We start from the raw sequence: 16,870 nt of genomic DNA, 5'->3' as shown, positions 1-16,870 counted from the left end.
CCACACAAGGAGGCTACTGGCATGACTGATCGAGCAAAAGAAGATGGAAGCTCTCTCGAGCAGAAGGCTCAAGCGGCGAGCAATAAGTCCAAGTCGAATAGAGCTGAAGGCGAAGCGGGCATCGACAAAAAGCTGAACGGTCCGAATCGTCCGTCTACCTGACGGACAGGAGCGATCAGTAATAGAAATCACCAATTCGCCGCTGGAGCAATGGAGCACAGAGGCCGATCCCGCCGTTATAGCTGATGATCAATGGCTGCATCCCTTAAGGACATCGGATTTCTCACTTCGGAGAACGGGATTGGTTCGAGCGGGGCATTGAGCCGGAGCAAGAAACCTTCTCTCATCCGAAGCATGATGCCGCTAGCGGTGTGGAGGTCAATGCTTCGGGGACAGGCCTCCGGGAAAGGAGCAATCGGAGTAACAACTCCGGTTGCTTTATTTTCGTAAGGGACGGTATAATAGCTTAAAATAGTCCTTTGAAGGAGTGTGTTAGCATGTCGATGTCATTCGAAAGATATATGTTGGATATGGTCCAACCGATGCGTGACGATCTGACGAAGCTTGGAATTCAGGAGCTTCGCACAGCAGAAGAAGTAGAAGAGCATGTACCCGGCGCGGAAGGAACGGCGCTGATCGTTATCAATTCCGTATGCGGATGCGCGGCAGGCCAATGTCGTCCAGGCGTAGCTCAAGCTCTGCAGAACGAGAAGCTGCCTAACCATCTGTATACCGTGTTTGCCGGTCAAGATAAGGAAGCTACTGCCAAAGCACGCGAATATTTTGCGCCATACCCGCCGTCTTCCCCTTCCATTGCTTTGATGAAGGACGGAGAGCTGGTTCATTTTATTGAACGTCATCAAATCGAGAATCGCTCCGCAGCTGATATTGCAGAAGACTTGACGGACGCATTCAACAAATATTGCGGTTAATAGGAGCTGCCAGATGACTCTACAAGAGGAAATAATTAATCGTCTCGGCGTACAGCCAGCGATTGATCCGGAAGCGGAAATTCGCAAGCGGGTTGATTTCTTGAAGAAATATGTGCTGGACGCAAATGCGGCCGGTCTGCTGATCGCCATCAGCGGCGGCATTGACAGCGCAGTCGCTGCGGGACTTTGCAAGCGTGCGACCGATGAGCTTCGTGCGGAGACGGGCAAGGATTATTTGACCCTTGGCGTGTTCCAGCCTTATGACAAGCAAGTCGATATTGCCGACAGCTATGCTGTAGCAGAAGCATTCGACCTCAAGCATAAGGTAGAGACGAATATCGGCGAGGCCGTAGACGAAATTGCTCTTGAGGTTGAGCATGGATTCAAGTCGCTTGGCATTCACCGGCATATTAGCCGTGGAGGCAAAGGCAACGTCAAAGCGAGAACTCGTATGGTCATGCAGTATGCCCTCGCCTTCGATATGAACTTGCTGGTGGTCGGAACGGATCATGCTTCCGAAGCGGTTACCGGCTTCTATACGAAGTGGGGCGATGGAGCCGTCGATCTTACTCCATTAAGTACGTTGAATAAACGTCAAGTAAAGCTCTTAGCAGCCCAATTGGGAGTGCCGGACAGCGTGCTGCACAAAGCGCCGACGGCCGGTCTATGGGAAGGGCAAACAGACGAGGACGAGCTTGGCATCAAGTACGATGAGAACAGCGACTACCTGGAGGGCAAAGAGATTGCCCAAGAGGCACGCGAGAAGCTTGAAAAGCAATATTTGAAAACCGAGCATAAGCGGTCGCTCATTCCAGGCATTTAATTGAAATAAAGCACGATAGAAGAGAGCTGTCCCCCGGAACCGTAACTGGTTGCTGAGGAGCAGCTTTTTCTTTGTTTATAGGACTTACAAGAAGATATGCCACTTTTTTGCCGTAAAAAAGGAGGGAAAGACGTTCGTTCACAATTCGTTCACATTTATATGACTCGTTCGGGTCATGTCTATATGGTCGACCCTTGTTACAATATGTAAGTTAATATTAAATGATAATGGAGGTTGATTTAGGATGTCTATTCGCAAAAAAATGACAGGTGCGCTGCTGGCAGCCGTATTGACGGTCAGCGCGGCAATACCCGTATTCGCCCATGACGGCTGGTCGCAGACCAATTCGCCCATAGTGGCGCCGGGGCAAGTATCTTATGTTGAACTTATGCTTGGCAATCATTCCAATGAGCACAAGAGCTATCGCATTGCAGGACAATGGAGCACCGATACATCCAAGGTGTTCGTTACGACGCCAGGCGGCGTAAAGTCCGATATTACGGGAACCAGATTCTACACAGGGGAAGCAGCTACGGAGACTGAGCCTGCGGTCAACAATTATTTTGTAGCATCGTTCAAGTCGAATACGCCGGGCGCTTATATCGTTTCGGTTGAAGGAGACAGCGTCTTCAAGCATGGCGGCGTAGGCAGCCGTACGCTGCGGAGCGCGAAGTCATTCGTTGCGGTGAGCGATATTCCAGTCATTGAGCGCGTGAAGGCACTCCAAGGCTTTTCCAAGGAAGTTAGCCCCGATCGTGCAGAGCTGATCCCTCTCTTTAATCCGGCAGCCGTGACAGCTGGCGAAGAAGTATCCATCCAATTGCTGCTGAAGGGCGAGCCATTGGCGGACACGAATGTGGATGTTATCCGCCGCAGCAACTCCGAGCCGACTCAGCTTGTAACGGACAAGAACGGTACTGTAACGTTTAAGACTGGCGCGGCAGACTACTATCTCGTACGCGCAAAGCCGGCAACGAAGGAAGCCAAGGAAGGCGAATACGATCAGACGAGCTATGAGGCGACCATGACGTTCACTGTCCAGAATGAATCGCCGAAGCTGCCGGGCAAGCCATCCTCCAGTGCTCCGCATGTTTATGTTGACGGAGTAATCGCGCAGGAGGGCGCTGTAAAAGTGGAGAAGGGCGTAACGAAAGCATCCGCTGACTTCATCCGCAACTTTATCGATTCAAACTACGCTTCCCAGGAAGCTGGCGCACTGCGCGCCATAGCAGAGGCGGCAGGCGCGACCGTGGAATACTTCCCGGCCGTTGGCGAATCCAGAGCCGCAGTTGCGATTTACACGAAATAACGCATGATGAAAAAAAGTTATTCCTTACTGGCTATTCTGCTGGTGGTATGGGCATGCCTGCCGAGCTTCGTTTCGGCACATGCCTATATTTATCAGTCCTCCCCGCTGGCCAATGCGGTTCTGGATAGCTCGCCATCTCAGATCAAGCTTACATTTACTGAAAAAATCGATACCAAAATGAGCTCCATTACACTCCAGAACGACTCGGGCGGTGAAGTGAAGGGAACGACGCTCAGCAGTGATGGCGACCAGACGCTTATTCTGACGATACCAAAGCTGGAGCAAGGCGTGTATAAGGTCAAGTGGCAGGTGTTGTCTCTTGATACACATGTGACGGACGGCTCCTATTCATTTTCTATCGGCGTAGAGCTGGAGACGAAGGCGCCTGATGATACAGCTTCGCTGGATGGCGGCTCAGGCGGCAGCGTCAAGCCGTCTGCGACTGCTAAACCGTCGCAGGCTCCATCAGCGACGAGTTCAACGACTTCACCGGGCGTTACTGTAACGCCGAAGCCATCCGTGACTCCGTCACCGGAGGGCCCCCTTAAGCAGGAGCCATCAATGGCAGCCGGCTCGGCGAGTCCGGTGTCAACGCCGACACAGGATGCAAGCGAAGGTGCCCTTCCAACGGGGCAGCCTGACGGTACGGACGGCTCTTCGCCAGATGAGCCGGCAAGCAGCGAGACGTTAGAGACTGACACAGGCAGCGGTCTTGCGCCAGACCCGGCGGATGCTGAACCGACAGACGATGTGGACGGAGCTGAAGAAGCAAGCGGCGTCATCGAAGGCGAGACGGAGGCGCCGACTGGAAGTGAAAGCGGTGGATCAACGGCAACGGGTGCAGGGGGCAGCGACGAGGAGCATAACCATGCGGGAGGCCATTCTCTGATGGTATTCCTGCGTATTGCAGAGGTGCTGGCTGCAATGGCAGCCGGAGGTATTTTGTTTTTCCGTTATGCGTTGTGGAGATCAGAGAGCATCGAGCCTCCTGCTGGCTTCACGCTTCGAGCGGAGCAATTCGTTATTGCAGCAGCCGCGATTATCTGGATTGCGACAGGCTGGAGCCGGATCGATATGCTGGCGTCACAGTTCAGCGGCATTGCCTGGAACGATATTTTATCGCAGACTATGGTAGGCAAGGTCGCCTTCATGCGGCCGACCGCTGCCATCATTATTTTGCTGCTTGCGTTTGCGCCGAAGCGAGAGGCTGTGTGGGCCAATCCGGTCAAATGGCTGCTTGCGGCTGGCATCATCATCACCTTCCCGCTGACGGGTCATGCTTATGCAGCGGCTGAAGATGCGATGGTTGCGATTATCGCTCATACCGTTCATATGGGTACGGCGGCCCTTTGGTTCGGCGGATTGACCGGCCTATGGATGCTCACTTATCGTCCTGCCGGAAGCGAAGCTTTGCTCCGCGCAGGTGACAAGTTCGCGATGTATGCTTTGCCTAGCATCGTCCTCATTATAATTAGCGGAGTATGGCTGACGCTGGATCATCTCTCATCCTGGACCCAGCTGTGGGGCAGCGATTACGGCAGGCTTGCTCTTGCCAAAATCGTATTGCTTCTGCTCGTTGTTGGCATTGCAGCCGTTCATAGGCTGCTGCGCAACAAAGCTTCTGGCGAGCGGGCGCTTATATGGGGCGTGCGCGCGGAAATTGCGGCTGCGATTGCGCTTATTGTCGTTGCCGGCTGGTTATCGACAACGTCTCCGCCGCCTTATTCGCCGCCGAATGCAGCTAGAGAGCCTATCTATTGGCATGTGATGGGCGAGAATGCGCACATGACGCTTCGGCTTCGGGTCAATGAAAGCCAGAGCGGTGCTCAGCATGCGAAGCTGGATGTATGGCTGCGGGAGGATCAAGGCGAACCGGATGAGCTTCGGGTGGAATTTGTTCCGGAGACTGGAGCTGCTGCTGAGTCAATCGCCATTCCTGTCGAGAAACAGCCTGGTGATAAGGATCCATTCGGCTTCCCAGGGTTCAATAAATATACGTACGAATCCGAAGGCGTATATTTCAGCGCAACTGAGGACGGACGTCTACTCGTACGCTTCAAGGATCAAAGCGGAGAAACATTCATGTACGAGAAGCTGGTCAGCGATACGAGCCTTTCGCCTTGACATCCTTAATGCCATCTGCTAATGTCTCCTTCATGGAAAAAGGGGGCGCAGGCATGATATTAGGGATCGGGCATGATTTGACGGATGTAACGCGAGTCTCCGAAATGCTGGAGAGCAAGCTTGGAGAACGGTTCATGCAGCGTATATTGACTCCTGGCGAACGGGACGCTTGTGCAGCGTATACAGGAACGCGTTTGCATCAGTATGTCGCGGGACGGTTCGCCGCAAAGGAAGCGGTCTCGAAGTCATTTGGCTGCGGCATCGGCGCTCAGCTTGGATTTGGAGATATCGACATCGGCCGAGATGCTTCCGGCAAGCCAATCTGCAAGCTGTCATCGGATTCATGGAGTCGATTGGGGCTGCATGAGTCGGGAACCGTCGTTCATATAACGATTACGCATGAACGCACTGTCGCTTCAGCTTTTGCCGTTGTGGAACGGTTAAATTTGTAACCTTTGGCCCATACTGCGAATGTAATAGTAGTAGATATGCGGCGAGAGGAGAATTGCAATGAACAGAGGACGTCAGCAAAGCGCGAAACGACGGTTCAAGACAGGGCAGTGGGTCCAGTATGACGGAATGTATTCCAACGATTGGGGAGATGACCTACTGCTCGTTCAAGGCGACTTATTTCCGGCCCATCCTCAAATGGGGGAAACCCATTGGTTCTACTCGGGTCCCGCAGTCCACTACGACCACAAGTCTCCGAAGTCCAACGGGCATTATATCGGTTATTGATCAAATAGATATGAGCTATCCTTAAGGTTCGCTTAAGCAGAGGGTTCACTTCATGAAAAACGTATAAAAAATGGCGGTGTTCAGGATGATATTCCTTCCTGGAGCCGCCATTTTTTTCGGCTTATGATCGCCTTGATCAGAAAGCAACCTTCGTTCACCCTTTGTAGCTAGTCAGAGCAATTAACGCTTCCGATAGGGCTCTATTGTTTGGTAGCCAGCCATTCGGACAGACCGTCGATTTCGTTCTGTGACAAGGAATCAGCGAAGCCCGGCATAAGTCCTTTTCCTTGCTCGATCTGGGCGGCAATTTCCTCGAAGCTCATACGGGAGCCGACCTGCTGCAAATTCGTATTGGCGCCGACACGGCCTTGCAAATCATTGCCGTGGCAGTTCAGGCAGCGGGATTGGTAGACGGCAGCAACCTTGGATGGAGCGTCCTTCAAGTGTACCGACTCCTTCTTCCCTCCTGCCTTGCCGCCGCACGCAACCAATGCTGCCATCAAGGCAAGAATGGCAAATCCCTTAACCAGTCTGATGCTATGTATAGATGCAATCAAAGGAATTCCTCCTTTCTCTTCCATGTTATTCATAGGAAAAAACGCGTATAATCCGTATAATAGAGTAATGCGCGAGAACAAACAACTACTCCGAGGACGGGAAGGATTACGATAGTATGACAATGCAAGTGGAGAAGCAATATTTTAGTCAGGAGCTGCTGGCCTGGTATAGAAGGGGCAATCGGGACCTGCCGTGGCGACAGAATAAGGACCCGTACCGGATATGGGTATCCGAAATTATGCTGCAGCAGACAAGGGTCGATACGGTTATTCCTTACTTCGAGCGATTCATGGCTAATTTCCCGACTGTTCAGGCATTGGCGGAAGCACCGGAAGAAGAAGTGCTGAAATGTTGGGAAGGCCTCGGCTATTATTCCAGGGCGAGAAATTTGCAGGCGGGCGCGAAGATGGTTATGGAGCGATATATGGGCATTATCCCAGACGATAAGGATGCAGTGTCGAGCCTGAAAGGAGTCGGACCTTATACGACAGGGGCGATTATGAGCATTGCCTTTAATCGGCCGGAGCCTGCGGTAGATGGCAACGTGATGAGGGTGCTCTCTCGTTACTTCTGTCTGGAAGATGACATTGCGAAGCCGTCTACAAGAGTAGGCATTGAGAAGCTCGCTGGAGGCCTCATCCCGGAAGGGGCGGCAGGAGATTTCAATCAGGCGCTGATGGAGCTTGGTGCGCTCGTCTGCACGCCGAAGTCGCCTAGCTGCTTGCCGTGTCCCGTAATGGAGCACTGCGCTGCGCGAATGGCGGGACGCGAGACGGAGCTTCCGATCAAGACCAAAGCCAAGCCGCCTAGGCATGAATATCGCTTGGCGGTTATTGTCGAGGGTGTCGCTGAACACGCAGGCAAGGTGCTCGTTCGCCAGCGTCCCGATACCGGTCTGCTGGCGCAGATGTGGGAGCTGCCGCATTTGCTTCTGGAAGGTGATAAGAGCGGGCTATTCGCGGAATCGGCGCCGAAGGAGCAGGGCGAGCTGGCTGAGGCTGCAATTCGGATGCTGGAGACGGATGCCGGCTTGCTGATTCGCCCGACAGGGTGGTTCGCGGATGCGGACCACATCTTCAGCCATATCCACTGGCGGATGAGGGTGTATGCGGCCGATATGGGCATTGTCGCCAGTGAACTCGCCGCAGAAAGCGCCGCGCTGTATCTGACAAGGGGTCAGACTGATGAGGCGGCAGCCGGCGTTGCAGGCTTGGAGGATGAGCGGCAAGAACGCTATCGCTGGATTGCACGGGAAGAGATGGACAAGCTTCCGTTCCCTAATTTGTTCTTGAAGCTGTTGAATGAGTATTGGATTAGGAAATCATAAGCTGGAAAAGGGGTAGAATGGGGATGAGCGGCATGCTGAATGAATTGCTGAAGCATAAGATTGTTGCGATTCTGCGGGGCATCGAGAATGATAAGGCTGATGATACGGCCAGAGCCTTGCTGGAAGGCGGCATCCGGATGATGGAGATTACAATGAATACGGACGGCGCGGCTGCGATGATCAACCGCTGGCGTGAGCGTTTCGACGGTGAAGCATATGTCGGAGCGGGGACGGTCATTGATCTGGATACTGCCAAGCTGGCCGTTCAAGCAGGAGCCCAATTTCTGATTTCGCCGAATCTGGATGAAGAAGTGATCGCATTCGGCTTGGAACGCGGCATCTCCGTCTGGCCGGGCGTCATGACGCCTACGGAAATCGTAAAGGCGATGAAGGCTGGCGCGGAAGCGGTCAAGCTATTCCCGATGGGCACGCTGGGGATCAACTATTTGAAAGAAATTCGCGGTCCGCTCAAGGAAGTGCCGATTCTTGCAACCGGGGGAGTCGATCTGGACAATATTGCGGAATACTTCCGCTCCGGGGCAAATGGAGTCGGACTTGGCAGCAAGCTGGTCCATATGGAATGGGTGAAGGACGGCCAATTTCTTAAAGTTGCCGAGCGAGCACGCGCATTCACTCATGCGGTCAGCCAGTTGAGTTAGCCTGTGCTAGAGTATCCATTTGCTGCTGGGCTGGCATCATTTCCGTGGACGAACATATGATGTTAGGAAAGCGAGCAAGCTCTAATCATTCGCAGGCATTCATTGCCGTATGAGAGATTGAAGGAGGAACCTATGCGTAAAGGAGCAGTCAGGCTGCTGGTTATTGCGATCGTAGTCGCTGTTGTGTACAGCTTGGATTTGAAACTGAATTTGTTCCCGACCAATGCTGACTCGGATCAGGAGCCGCCCCCCGCTGCGAGAACGGTCGAGGCACCGGGCAAGCTGGCCGTTGCAGAGGTAGAGGAGCCTGGACGTTATGAGAAGCTGGAGCTTGAGCTGGCAAAAGGGTTCAAGGAGCGGGACGAGCGATTCTCAGCCTCTTACACGGGCGACAAATCGGAGCTGTCTGACCAAATGACTACGATTATTAGAGCGGCCCTCACGCATGACGATTACTCCGCTTACTTATTGGAGTCATACTTATATACGATTCGAAGCTGGGGCAACAAATCTACGATTACGGTGGAAGCGAAGTATCGGGAATCGCCGGAAGAGACGGCGCAGGTAGACAGAGCCGTAGAGGATGCGCTTAACGCTATCTTGACACCCGGTATGAATAATCATGAGAAAGTGAAAGCGATCCATGATTGGATCGTCACCAACGTGGAGTATGATCAATCGCTCAGCTACTATACGGCCTATCATGCGATCTCGCTTGGCCAGGCGGTATGTCAGGGCTATTCTCTGCTTGGCTATCGAATGCTGGAGAAGGCGGGAATACCGGTATTAATTGCGGAGGGCAAGGTGAATACCGGAGAGCACGCCTGGAACATGGTGGAGCTGGACGGACAATGGTATCATCTTGATCTGACGTGGGATGATCCAGTTGGCGCGAAAGACGATCGTATCCGCTATACGTATTATTTGAAGACGGATGAGGAGCTTAGAGCCGATCATGAATGGACCCGGACGTATCCGGAAGCTGCTACCCGCTATGCCGATGCCCTGAAGGAGCTGGCGGAGGGAAGCGACGGAACTGAAGCTGATCGTTATGAGAAGCTTAAAATTGCGATAGGGCTGCACTGGCTTGATGAAGAGCATACGGTAGCAGATACTGCCGAGCTGCGAGAGAAGATCCTCTCGGCCGTATCTTCCCGGAAGGGCAAGCTGGAGTTCCGCTACGAGGAAGGCTCTAATTTCCCGGCTGAGCTGAAAGCGGCATTCGAAGGTGTCGGAGTGTCTGTCGGATATCGTGCAAGCTATGAGAAGTTCGGCAGCGGTGATTCACTGCTTGTTCAATTGCATTTGAACTACCCGTAAAAGAATGTCCGCATCATAAAAGAGCCTGCGAGAGAAGTGATTCGATACTTCATCCCCAGGCTCTTCTGTTTCGTTATGACGATTCCTGATTGCGGGCAGCTGTCATCTGCTGCCATACGGAGCCGGCTGCTTCTTCACCCCGCTGAATGCGTTCCAGCGCAATCTGGGCTTGCAGCATAATTTCGAATTCACTGTCCTTCGCTGCTTGCTCAAGCGCCTCGAGGGCAGATTCATCACCCGCCTCGTATAGGAAGCGGGCCGCTCTCCAGCGGACAAGCTTGTTCTTGTCCTTCAGCGCTTCTATCATCGGACCGATTGCCGATGGATCGCCGATGTCGGACAGCGTATCGCCGGCTGTACGTCTTACTGAGGAAGAGGAATCCTTCAGCGCTTCGAACAGCAGCAACAGCGCTTCAGGCGTCTTGAGATCTCCCAAGTAGATGACGGCCAGCCGCTTGATCGAGGCATTCTCGTCGCGAATCGCTTGTCCAAGCAGCGGGATGCCCTCCGGCTCGCTTACATAGCGCTCCAGTGCCGCATAGCGGACCTGCCAGTTGTCGGACTTGAATTGCTCCAGCGCTTCTTCCAGCGATAGGGGCGCAGGTCTTGGAGCGACAGTAGATTCCTGCTCGCCGGGGCCGGCTTGCAGCGAAGCCTCTATGAGCGTATGGAGCCGCTCTTCCGTGTAGGTCGCTTCAAGCTCACGTACAATCTCTTCTGCAATCTCCTCCGGCTCCCCGTAACGAACGCCGAATTCCTCCAGCTTGCGCTCTCGAATCATCGAGGAACCCGCTGTTGCGCTGACGGCGTCAGTGAATTTCGGCGGCAGGGCGGAGCGTACTTCCCGATCATCCATCCGTACTCTGACCTGGATCGGAATACCGCGGAACATCTGCACGAGCACTTGCGCTTCGCCAAACCCTGTAGCTATGCCTTCTCTAGCAGTGGACGACGCGTTGCCGTCCTCTGCTTGCAGCAGTTGCCGAGCATCGGCTAATATCCGTGCCCAATCCGCTCCAGGCTTACGGTCCAGCGCGATGAAATCAGCAGTACGGAACAAGCTTCGCACACCTTCGATAGCGAGCAGGGCTTTGAACGGCTCTGGCGCGTTATCGGCTTCTGACACTTTATAGGTCAGCCTTCTGCCCCGGGGAAGCATCTCGTCCACATTCAGCTTCATGGAGTTGGGACTTGGCGTTGGTTCTATGGATAACAGTTTCATTTGAGCGAAACCTCCTTAAGAATAGGTATATGCACGTACGATGCATCCACTCTACTATACCATGATAGCTGCGGATAATCCCAGCAACCGATACCCTGCGGCGACTAACGTGAGTACATTGGATAGAATATGGCTTCGTTCGTCATGATTTGCATTGTATGCCTTTAACTTGTTATCTTAATGGTATGCCGCAAGCTAGCGAGGAGGGAAAGCGCAACTTGAGGAACAAGAGATTTGCGAATGAAGATCAGGTTGAACAACATAATTCCTTTAAGCAATTTAAAAGATGGCGCCAAGAGAGAATCCGCAAGCTCAAGCTGAAGGATTATTCGTATAGAGTACCCCAAGCGGAACCGGATTTGCCTTTTCTAAAAGACAACAGAGACACTCCGTCAATTACATGGATCGGACATTCTACATTTCTAATTCAACTTGGCGGATTAAATATTGTAACCGATCCCGTATGGTCGGGTCAGATGGCTTTCCAGAAGAGGCTGGCCCCGCCCGGCATTCCGATTGAGGACGTGCCCCCGGTGGATGTCGTGCTCGTCTCCCATTCTCATTATGATCATTTAAGTATTGCTTCGTTAAGGAGGCTTACTGGCGGCAAGCAATTGCTCGTACCTGCTGGACTTAGCGCCAAGCTTAGGCTGAAGGGATTCACCAGCGTCAGGGAGCTGCACTGGTGGGAATCCGTCACCGTAAAGGGTGTTACCTTCACCTTCGTGCCGTCTCAGCACTGGACGCGCCGCAATCCATGGGATACGAACAGCTCCCACTGGGGAGGCTGGGTCATGGAGACGTCAGGAACCCATCGAACGGCCAAGAAGGACCGGGAGAAGCGAGCGAGTAATGAGCAAGTAGCCGCATCGCATGAAGAGACTGCGGCAGCCTCCGCTTGGAAGGCGGGTGATCCCGGAATAACGAGTAACAGCAATAGCCCTGCAGCGCGCCCTGCTGCGCCTGTGTCGCCTACGATCTATTTTGCAGGGGACAGCGGCTACTTCCGGGGCTTCAAGGAGATCGGGAGGCGATTCCAAATCGATGTGGCGCTTATGCCGATCGGCGCTTACGAGCCGGAATGGTTTATGGGGCCGCAGCATGTATCGCCTGAGGAGGCGCTGCAGGCATTCGAGGATACAGGGGCCAAATGGTTTGTTCCCATGCATTATGGCGCATTCAAGCTGGCAGATGATACGCCCCGAGAAGCGCTTGATCGCCTGGAGGCAGAGCGCTGCCGGAGATGTCTTGAGGAGGATCGCGTTATTGTGCTGCCATTAGGCGAGACCTGGAAGCTGACGAAAAGTTGAAGCGACCACACGTCTTAATTTAACAACGAAACGGTATTGTAATTCATGTAAGGCAGGAACCTCTTTACCGGCGATCGCGTATGTATGCCGAGGAGAGGTTTTTTGCATGATGGGCCATAAATATGCTAGAAATCGGTTATCTTTTCGATCTATAGCGGTTTCAACGTTCGTTTCTATATCAGACTATGCTATAATAGTTCGAGAAAATGCGATTTTGTAGTGAAGGACGGGATTAATAACCATGATTAGCACTAGTGGCATAACGCTTCGCTTTGGCAAGCGCGCGCTTTTTGAAGATGTGAATATCAAGTTTACGCCGGGCAACTGCTACGGCTTGATCGGAGCGAACGGGGCTGGCAAGTCGACGTTCCTCAAGATTCTATCCGGCGAAGTAGAGCAGTCCTCGGGCGATGTGCATATTACGCCGGGCGAACGCCTCGCCGTTCTGAAGCAGAACCATTACGAATACGATGGCTTCAAAGTGTTGGAGACGGTCGTTATGGGCCATAAGAAGCTGTATGAAGTGATGAAAGAGAAGGACACACTCTACGCAAAAGCTGACTTCACGGATGAAGACGGCATGCGCGCGGGAGAGCTTGAGGCTGAATTCGCAGACATGAACGGCTGGGAAGCGGAATCCGAGGCGGCAGAGATGCTGAACGGACTTGGTATCTCCACTGATCTGCATGACAAGCTGATGTCTGAGCTGGGCGGCAACGAGAAGGTGCGCGTCCTGTTGGCGCAAGCCTTGTTCGGTTCTCCACAGATTCTTCTGCTTGACGAGCCTACCAACCACTTGGATATTGAATCGATTCGTTGGCTAGAGGATTTCCTTGCGAAGTATGAAGGCACAGTAGTCGTAGTCAGCCATGACCGTCACTTCTTGAATACGGTATGTACGCATATTGCGGACATTGACTTTGGCAAAATCCAAATGTACGTAGGCAACTACGACTTCTGGTACGAGTCCAGCCAGCTTGCTCTCTCGCTTATGCGTTCGGAGAACAAGAAGAAGGAAGACAAGATTAAGGAGCTGCAAGCGTTTGTACAACGTTTCAGCGCCAACAAATCGAAGTCGAAGCAAGCAACTTCGCGTAAGAAGCTGCTTGATAAAATTACGCTGGATGATATTCGTCCGTCGAACCGCAAATACCCGTTTATTTTATTCAAAGGCGAGCGTGAAGCGGGCAAGCAACTGTTGCTTGTAGAAGGCCTGTCCAAGTCGATCGAAGGCGAGAAGCTGATTGACAACCTGACAATCACGATTAACAAAGGCGACAAAATTGCTTTTGTTGGACCAAACGGGTCGCCGAAGACAACATTCTTCCAATTGATCGCAGGCGAGCTTGAGGCTGACGCAGGTACGTATTCATGGGGCGTCACAACGACTCGCGCCTATTTCCCTAAGGACAACTCGACCTATTTTGAAGGCGTTGATATGAACCTGGTGGAGTGGCTGCGCCAATATTCCAAAGATCCGGACGAGACATTCCTACGTGGTTTCTTGGGCCGTATGCTGTTCTCTGGCGATGAAGCGATGAAGAAGGCAAGCGTTCTGTCCGGTGGCGAGAAGGTTCGCTGCATGCTGTCCAAGATGATGCTGGAAGGCGCTAACGTGTTCCTTCTGGATGAACCGACGAATCACTTGGATCTGGAGTCCATTACAGCGCTCAACAACGGCTTGATCGATACGGATTGTACGATCTTGTTCACATCGCATGACCATCAGTTTGTTCAGACCATCGCTAACCGTATTATCGAATTTACGCCGAATGGTGTAATCGACCGTATGATGACGTATGACGAGTACCTGGAGAGCGCGGAAGTGAAAGCAATTCGCGAGCGTATGTACTCTGTCTAAAAACTTGCTAGCCTATGAACCGTTCCGAAGTTACATTTCGGGGCGGTTTTTTTTGCGTGGAGCGGGAATGATTCACTTGCAATGCGCCCATCATAACGGAGATGAAGCCGGTAGTGCTGCTTCCTCGATTCTGGCCCTTGTCTCACTCTTTTGCCCTGAGGCATAAAAGCTCGCATAAGGTCAACACTGTTTCTCTAGACCCACACGGCACTGCTCGGGTATGATATCGAGAGACGTTTTGAAGAGATTGGCAGGAGGCTTGGCATTTTGACACAGTATGAGGATATTAAAGAAGGCGAGAAGGGCGCATGGGTAAGCATTGTAGCTTACGTTGTCTTGTCCGCCATGAAGCTTGTAGCAGGTTATTGGTTCGTATCAGGCGCGCTTGTAGCCGACGGCTACAATAACTTAACGGATATTGTGGCATCCATAGCGGTGCTTGTTGGTCTGCGCATCTCGCAGAAGCCGCCCGACAAGGATCATCCGTACGGCCATTTCCGGGCGGAGACCATCGCGGCACTTATTGCATCTTTCATTATGGCGACCGTGGGCATACAAGTCCTCATTACTGCCGTAAGATCGATTATTGCAGCTGAGCATACGACACCAAATATGATAACAGCGTGGGTAGCGCTATTTTCGGCTGTATGTATGGGCGGAGTATACTTCTATAACAGTCGTCTGGCACGCAAGATCAACAATCAGGCGCTGATGGCGGCGGCGAAGGATAACCTGTCGGATGCTCTGGTGAGTATCGGAGCTGCGGTCGGCATTATCGGCTCCCAGTTCGGGATGCCGTGGCTGGACCCCGTTGCGGCGTTGCTCGTCGGCCTCATTATATGTAAGACGGCGTGGGGCATCTTCTACGAATCAACCCATGCGCTGACGGACGGCTTCGACGAGAAGGAGCTTACAACGCTGCGGGCGACCATTGCCAAAACCAAAGGAGTTATTGCCATCAAGGACATCAAAGCCAGAATTCACGGAAGCAATGTGCTGGTAGACGTTATTGTACTCGTAGATCCCGCATTATCCTTGATTGAGAGCCACCGGATTTGCGATGAAATCGAACAAAGAATGGGTCGGAAGCACAATATTATGGGCGTGCATGTCCATGTGGAACCGCTGGATCAGGCCCAAAAGAGGGCTGATGAGGGCTTGAATCTGCATCCGGAGGGCCGATAATACGGTTGGTAAATAGGACCAAATTCTTGGCGGATATCTAAAAATGAGTCTTTAGTCCCGGTGGTCATATGAGAAAGCCCTAATCTTTATGAGAATTCTCATATTTGGCATTTCGGCCAATCATCGCTTAGCTTATCATGTTTGAAAAAAGTGAAAAAGGAAGGCGTCTCCATGGATGGAGGCGCCTTTTATTAATTTTTTCTTAGCGTTTTTAGGTAATGCAATACTCCCAATTCCAAGGTCCCCTATTTAGGAACATTGGTCGATGCTTGTATGGAGACGCCAAACTTACAATGGTTGATGTACACGCCGAACACCGGCACAGCAATCATTACTCAAGGAGGCGTATTGAATGAAATACACCATGAAGCACAAAGTCGCAGCAGCGACCATATCGGCCGTATTGTTGCTAGGCACCGCAGTGGTGATCCCGGCACCGGCAGCATATGCCGCGCAGTCGGCTGAAGTGATCTGGGGAGTTAACATGCGTACAGCCCCATCGGCTTCCAGCACGGTTATCCGCATGCTGAAGAAGGGCGAGAATGTGAGCATTATCGAGGAGGCGGGCAAAGGCTGGTACAAAGTTAGCGACGCTAACGGCAAATCTGGCTATATCTCCTCTTCGTCCCAATATACGAAAACAAGCTCTTCTTCCAATTCTTCTTCACCGAACTCGGGTTCTTCCTCTGATGAAGCCGTTCCAGCGATGAATGCTGTCGTGAAGAAATCGGTATCCTTCCGCGAGGGTCCTGCCACTTCCGCAAAGCGCCTTCGTTATTTGAAAGCAAATGAGCAAGTACAAGTGTTGGGACAAGCAAGCAGCAGCTGGTATGAAGTTCTTGATTCCAATGGCGTAAAAGGTTATGTGTCGACCCAATCGCAATATCTGTCCCTGGGCAACACACCCGGTTCTGGTTCGACGAATACAGGTTCGAATGGCTCCGGCAGCAACCCAGGCAATGAAGCAGAGACAAAGCCCACTGCACCTTCCTCCAACGCTTCTGTTGAAAAAGTAATCTCGGCCGGTATGAAGTATCTGGGGACGCCATATGAGTTCGGTTCAAACCGCAGCTCTACCAAAACGTTTGACTGCTCCGCATTTACAAGAAGAGCCTTCATGGACGGTGCGGGCATTACGCTTCCGGCGGATTCTCGCCAGCAGGGCGATTATGTGAAGAAAAAAGGCAATGCGACAACCAATATCAACAATCTGAAGCGCGGCGATCTGATGTTCTTTATGTCTTATAAGGGGACAAGCGCGTCCGCATACAGCAGCGTTAACAAATCGACTCAACGTATTACACATGTCGGCATCTATCTGGGGGACGGTAAAATCTTGCACACGTACTCCAAAGAAAGCGGCGGTGTAAGAACGAGTACTATTAAAGGCACACATTGGGAGCACCGTTTCCTATTCGGAGGAAGCGCGCTCTAAGGGCAGCATAATATACCGATATGAAAAAAAGCTATCCCTCATTTCCTTGCGGACATTGAGGGATAGC

At 52.3% G+C, this 16,870-nt stretch carries 17 protein-coding genes; 15 read left to right on the top strand and 2 right to left on the bottom strand.

Annotated features, from left to right (window positions below; translation table 11 throughout):
• Positions 1-21: 21 nt before the first annotated feature.
• From DX130_RS26470 to DX130_RS13420, 8 genes are all read left to right on the top strand, one after another.
• A complete protein-coding gene (locus tag DX130_RS26470; protein ID WP_165861272.1) occupies positions 22-162 on the top strand; it encodes a hypothetical protein in 141 nt (46 codons plus the stop codon).
• Positions 146-322, top strand: coding sequence for a DUF3905 domain-containing protein (locus tag DX130_RS27435; RefSeq protein WP_420818525.1), 177 nt, complete (start codon positions 146-148; stop codon positions 320-322). Before DX130_RS26470 ends, DX130_RS27435 begins: the two co-directional genes overlap by 17 nt.
• 175 nt (positions 323-497) lie before the next feature.
• Positions 498-932, top strand: a complete 435-nt coding sequence (locus DX130_RS13445; RefSeq protein WP_116046240.1) for a BrxA/BrxB family bacilliredoxin — start codon at positions 498-500, stop codon at positions 930-932.
• 13 nt (positions 933-945) lie between these two features.
• On the top strand, positions 946-1,755 hold the full coding sequence (gene nadE, locus DX130_RS13440; RefSeq protein WP_116046238.1) for an ammonia-dependent NAD(+) synthetase: 810 nt from the start codon (positions 946-948) through the stop codon (positions 1,753-1,755).
• Positions 1,756-1,999: 244 nt separating this feature from the next.
• Positions 2,000-3,064 (top strand): DUF4198 domain-containing protein, encoded by a 1,065-nt coding sequence (locus tag DX130_RS13435; protein WP_116046237.1) that lies wholly within the window; start codon positions 2,000-2,002, stop codon positions 3,062-3,064.
• 3 nt (positions 3,065-3,067) lie between these two features.
• Positions 3,068-5,188, top strand: a complete 2,121-nt coding sequence (locus DX130_RS13430; protein ID WP_116046235.1) for a copper resistance CopC/CopD family protein — start codon at positions 3,068-3,070, stop codon at positions 5,186-5,188.
• Positions 5,189-5,241: 53 nt separating this feature from the next.
• On the top strand, positions 5,242-5,640 hold the full coding sequence (gene acpS / locus DX130_RS13425) for a holo-ACP synthase (RefSeq protein WP_116046234.1): 399 nt from the start codon (positions 5,242-5,244) through the stop codon (positions 5,638-5,640).
• 58 nt (positions 5,641-5,698) lie between these two features.
• Positions 5,699-5,926 carry a hypothetical protein gene (locus DX130_RS13420; protein WP_116046232.1) on the top strand — a complete coding sequence of 76 codons (228 nt, stop codon included), beginning with the start codon at positions 5,699-5,701 and terminating at the stop codon, positions 5,924-5,926.
• 200 nt (positions 5,927-6,126) lie between these two features.
• On the opposite strand, the gene DX130_RS13415 is transcribed toward DX130_RS13420, so the two are convergent.
• The gene (locus DX130_RS13415; RefSeq protein WP_240644497.1) at positions 6,127-6,483 is read right to left on the bottom strand and encodes a c-type cytochrome; all 357 of its coding nucleotides are present in this window, start codon (positions 6,481-6,483) and stop codon (positions 6,127-6,129) included.
• Positions 6,484-6,605: 122 nt separating this feature from the next.
• On the opposite strand from DX130_RS13415, the gene mutY reads away from it, so the two are divergent.
• The 3 genes from mutY (at position 6,606) to DX130_RS13400 (ending at position 9,790) form a co-directional block, all read left to right on the top strand.
• Positions 6,606-7,811, top strand: coding sequence for an A/G-specific adenine glycosylase (mutY, locus tag DX130_RS13410; RefSeq protein WP_116047168.1), 1,206 nt, complete (start codon positions 6,606-6,608; stop codon positions 7,809-7,811).
• A 23-nt stretch (positions 7,812-7,834) separates the two neighbouring features.
• On the top strand, positions 7,835-8,470 hold the full coding sequence (locus DX130_RS13405) for a bifunctional 4-hydroxy-2-oxoglutarate aldolase/2-dehydro-3-deoxy-phosphogluconate aldolase (protein WP_116046230.1): 636 nt from the start codon (positions 7,835-7,837) through the stop codon (positions 8,468-8,470).
• A gap of 132 nt (positions 8,471-8,602) precedes the next feature.
• Complete coding sequence (locus tag DX130_RS13400; RefSeq protein ID WP_116046229.1) at positions 8,603-9,790, top strand: transglutaminase domain-containing protein; 1,188 nt, start codon at positions 8,603-8,605, stop codon at positions 9,788-9,790.
• A 73-nt stretch (positions 9,791-9,863) separates the two neighbouring features.
• Here DX130_RS13400 and DX130_RS13395 read toward each other — a convergent pair whose 3' ends face one another.
• Positions 9,864-11,012: a virulence factor gene (locus DX130_RS13395; protein WP_116046227.1), complete on the bottom strand. Its 1,149-nt coding sequence runs from the start codon at positions 11,010-11,012 to the stop codon at positions 9,864-9,866.
• Between the two features lie 218 nt (positions 11,013-11,230).
• On the opposite strand from DX130_RS13395, the gene DX130_RS13390 reads away from it, so the two are divergent.
• The 4 genes from DX130_RS13390 (at position 11,231) to DX130_RS13375 (ending at position 16,803) form a co-directional block, all read left to right on the top strand.
• A complete protein-coding gene (locus DX130_RS13390) occupies positions 11,231-12,322 on the top strand; it encodes an MBL fold metallo-hydrolase (protein ID WP_240644496.1) in 1,092 nt (363 codons plus the stop codon).
• Positions 12,323-12,563: 241 nt separating this feature from the next.
• Positions 12,564-14,183 (top strand): ABC-F family ATP-binding cassette domain-containing protein, encoded by a 1,620-nt coding sequence (locus tag DX130_RS13385; protein WP_116046226.1) that lies wholly within the window; start codon positions 12,564-12,566, stop codon positions 14,181-14,183.
• A gap of 267 nt (positions 14,184-14,450) precedes the next feature.
• Positions 14,451-15,368: a cation diffusion facilitator family transporter gene (locus tag DX130_RS13380; protein WP_116046224.1), complete on the top strand. Its 918-nt coding sequence runs from the start codon at positions 14,451-14,453 to the stop codon at positions 15,366-15,368.
• Positions 15,369-15,720: 352 nt separating this feature from the next.
• A complete protein-coding gene (locus tag DX130_RS13375) occupies positions 15,721-16,803 on the top strand; it encodes a C40 family peptidase (RefSeq protein ID WP_240644495.1) in 1,083 nt (360 codons plus the stop codon).
• Positions 16,804-16,870 lie beyond the last annotated feature (67 nt).

The sequence above is a fragment of the Paenibacillus paeoniae genome, from assembly GCF_003388735.1.
GTDB classification, from domain to species: domain Bacteria; phylum Bacillota; class Bacilli; order Paenibacillales; family Paenibacillaceae; genus Pristimantibacillus; species Pristimantibacillus paeoniae.
Note: the sequence above shows the minus strand (reverse complement) of the source record. Positions and strands in the feature narration are given on the sequence as shown.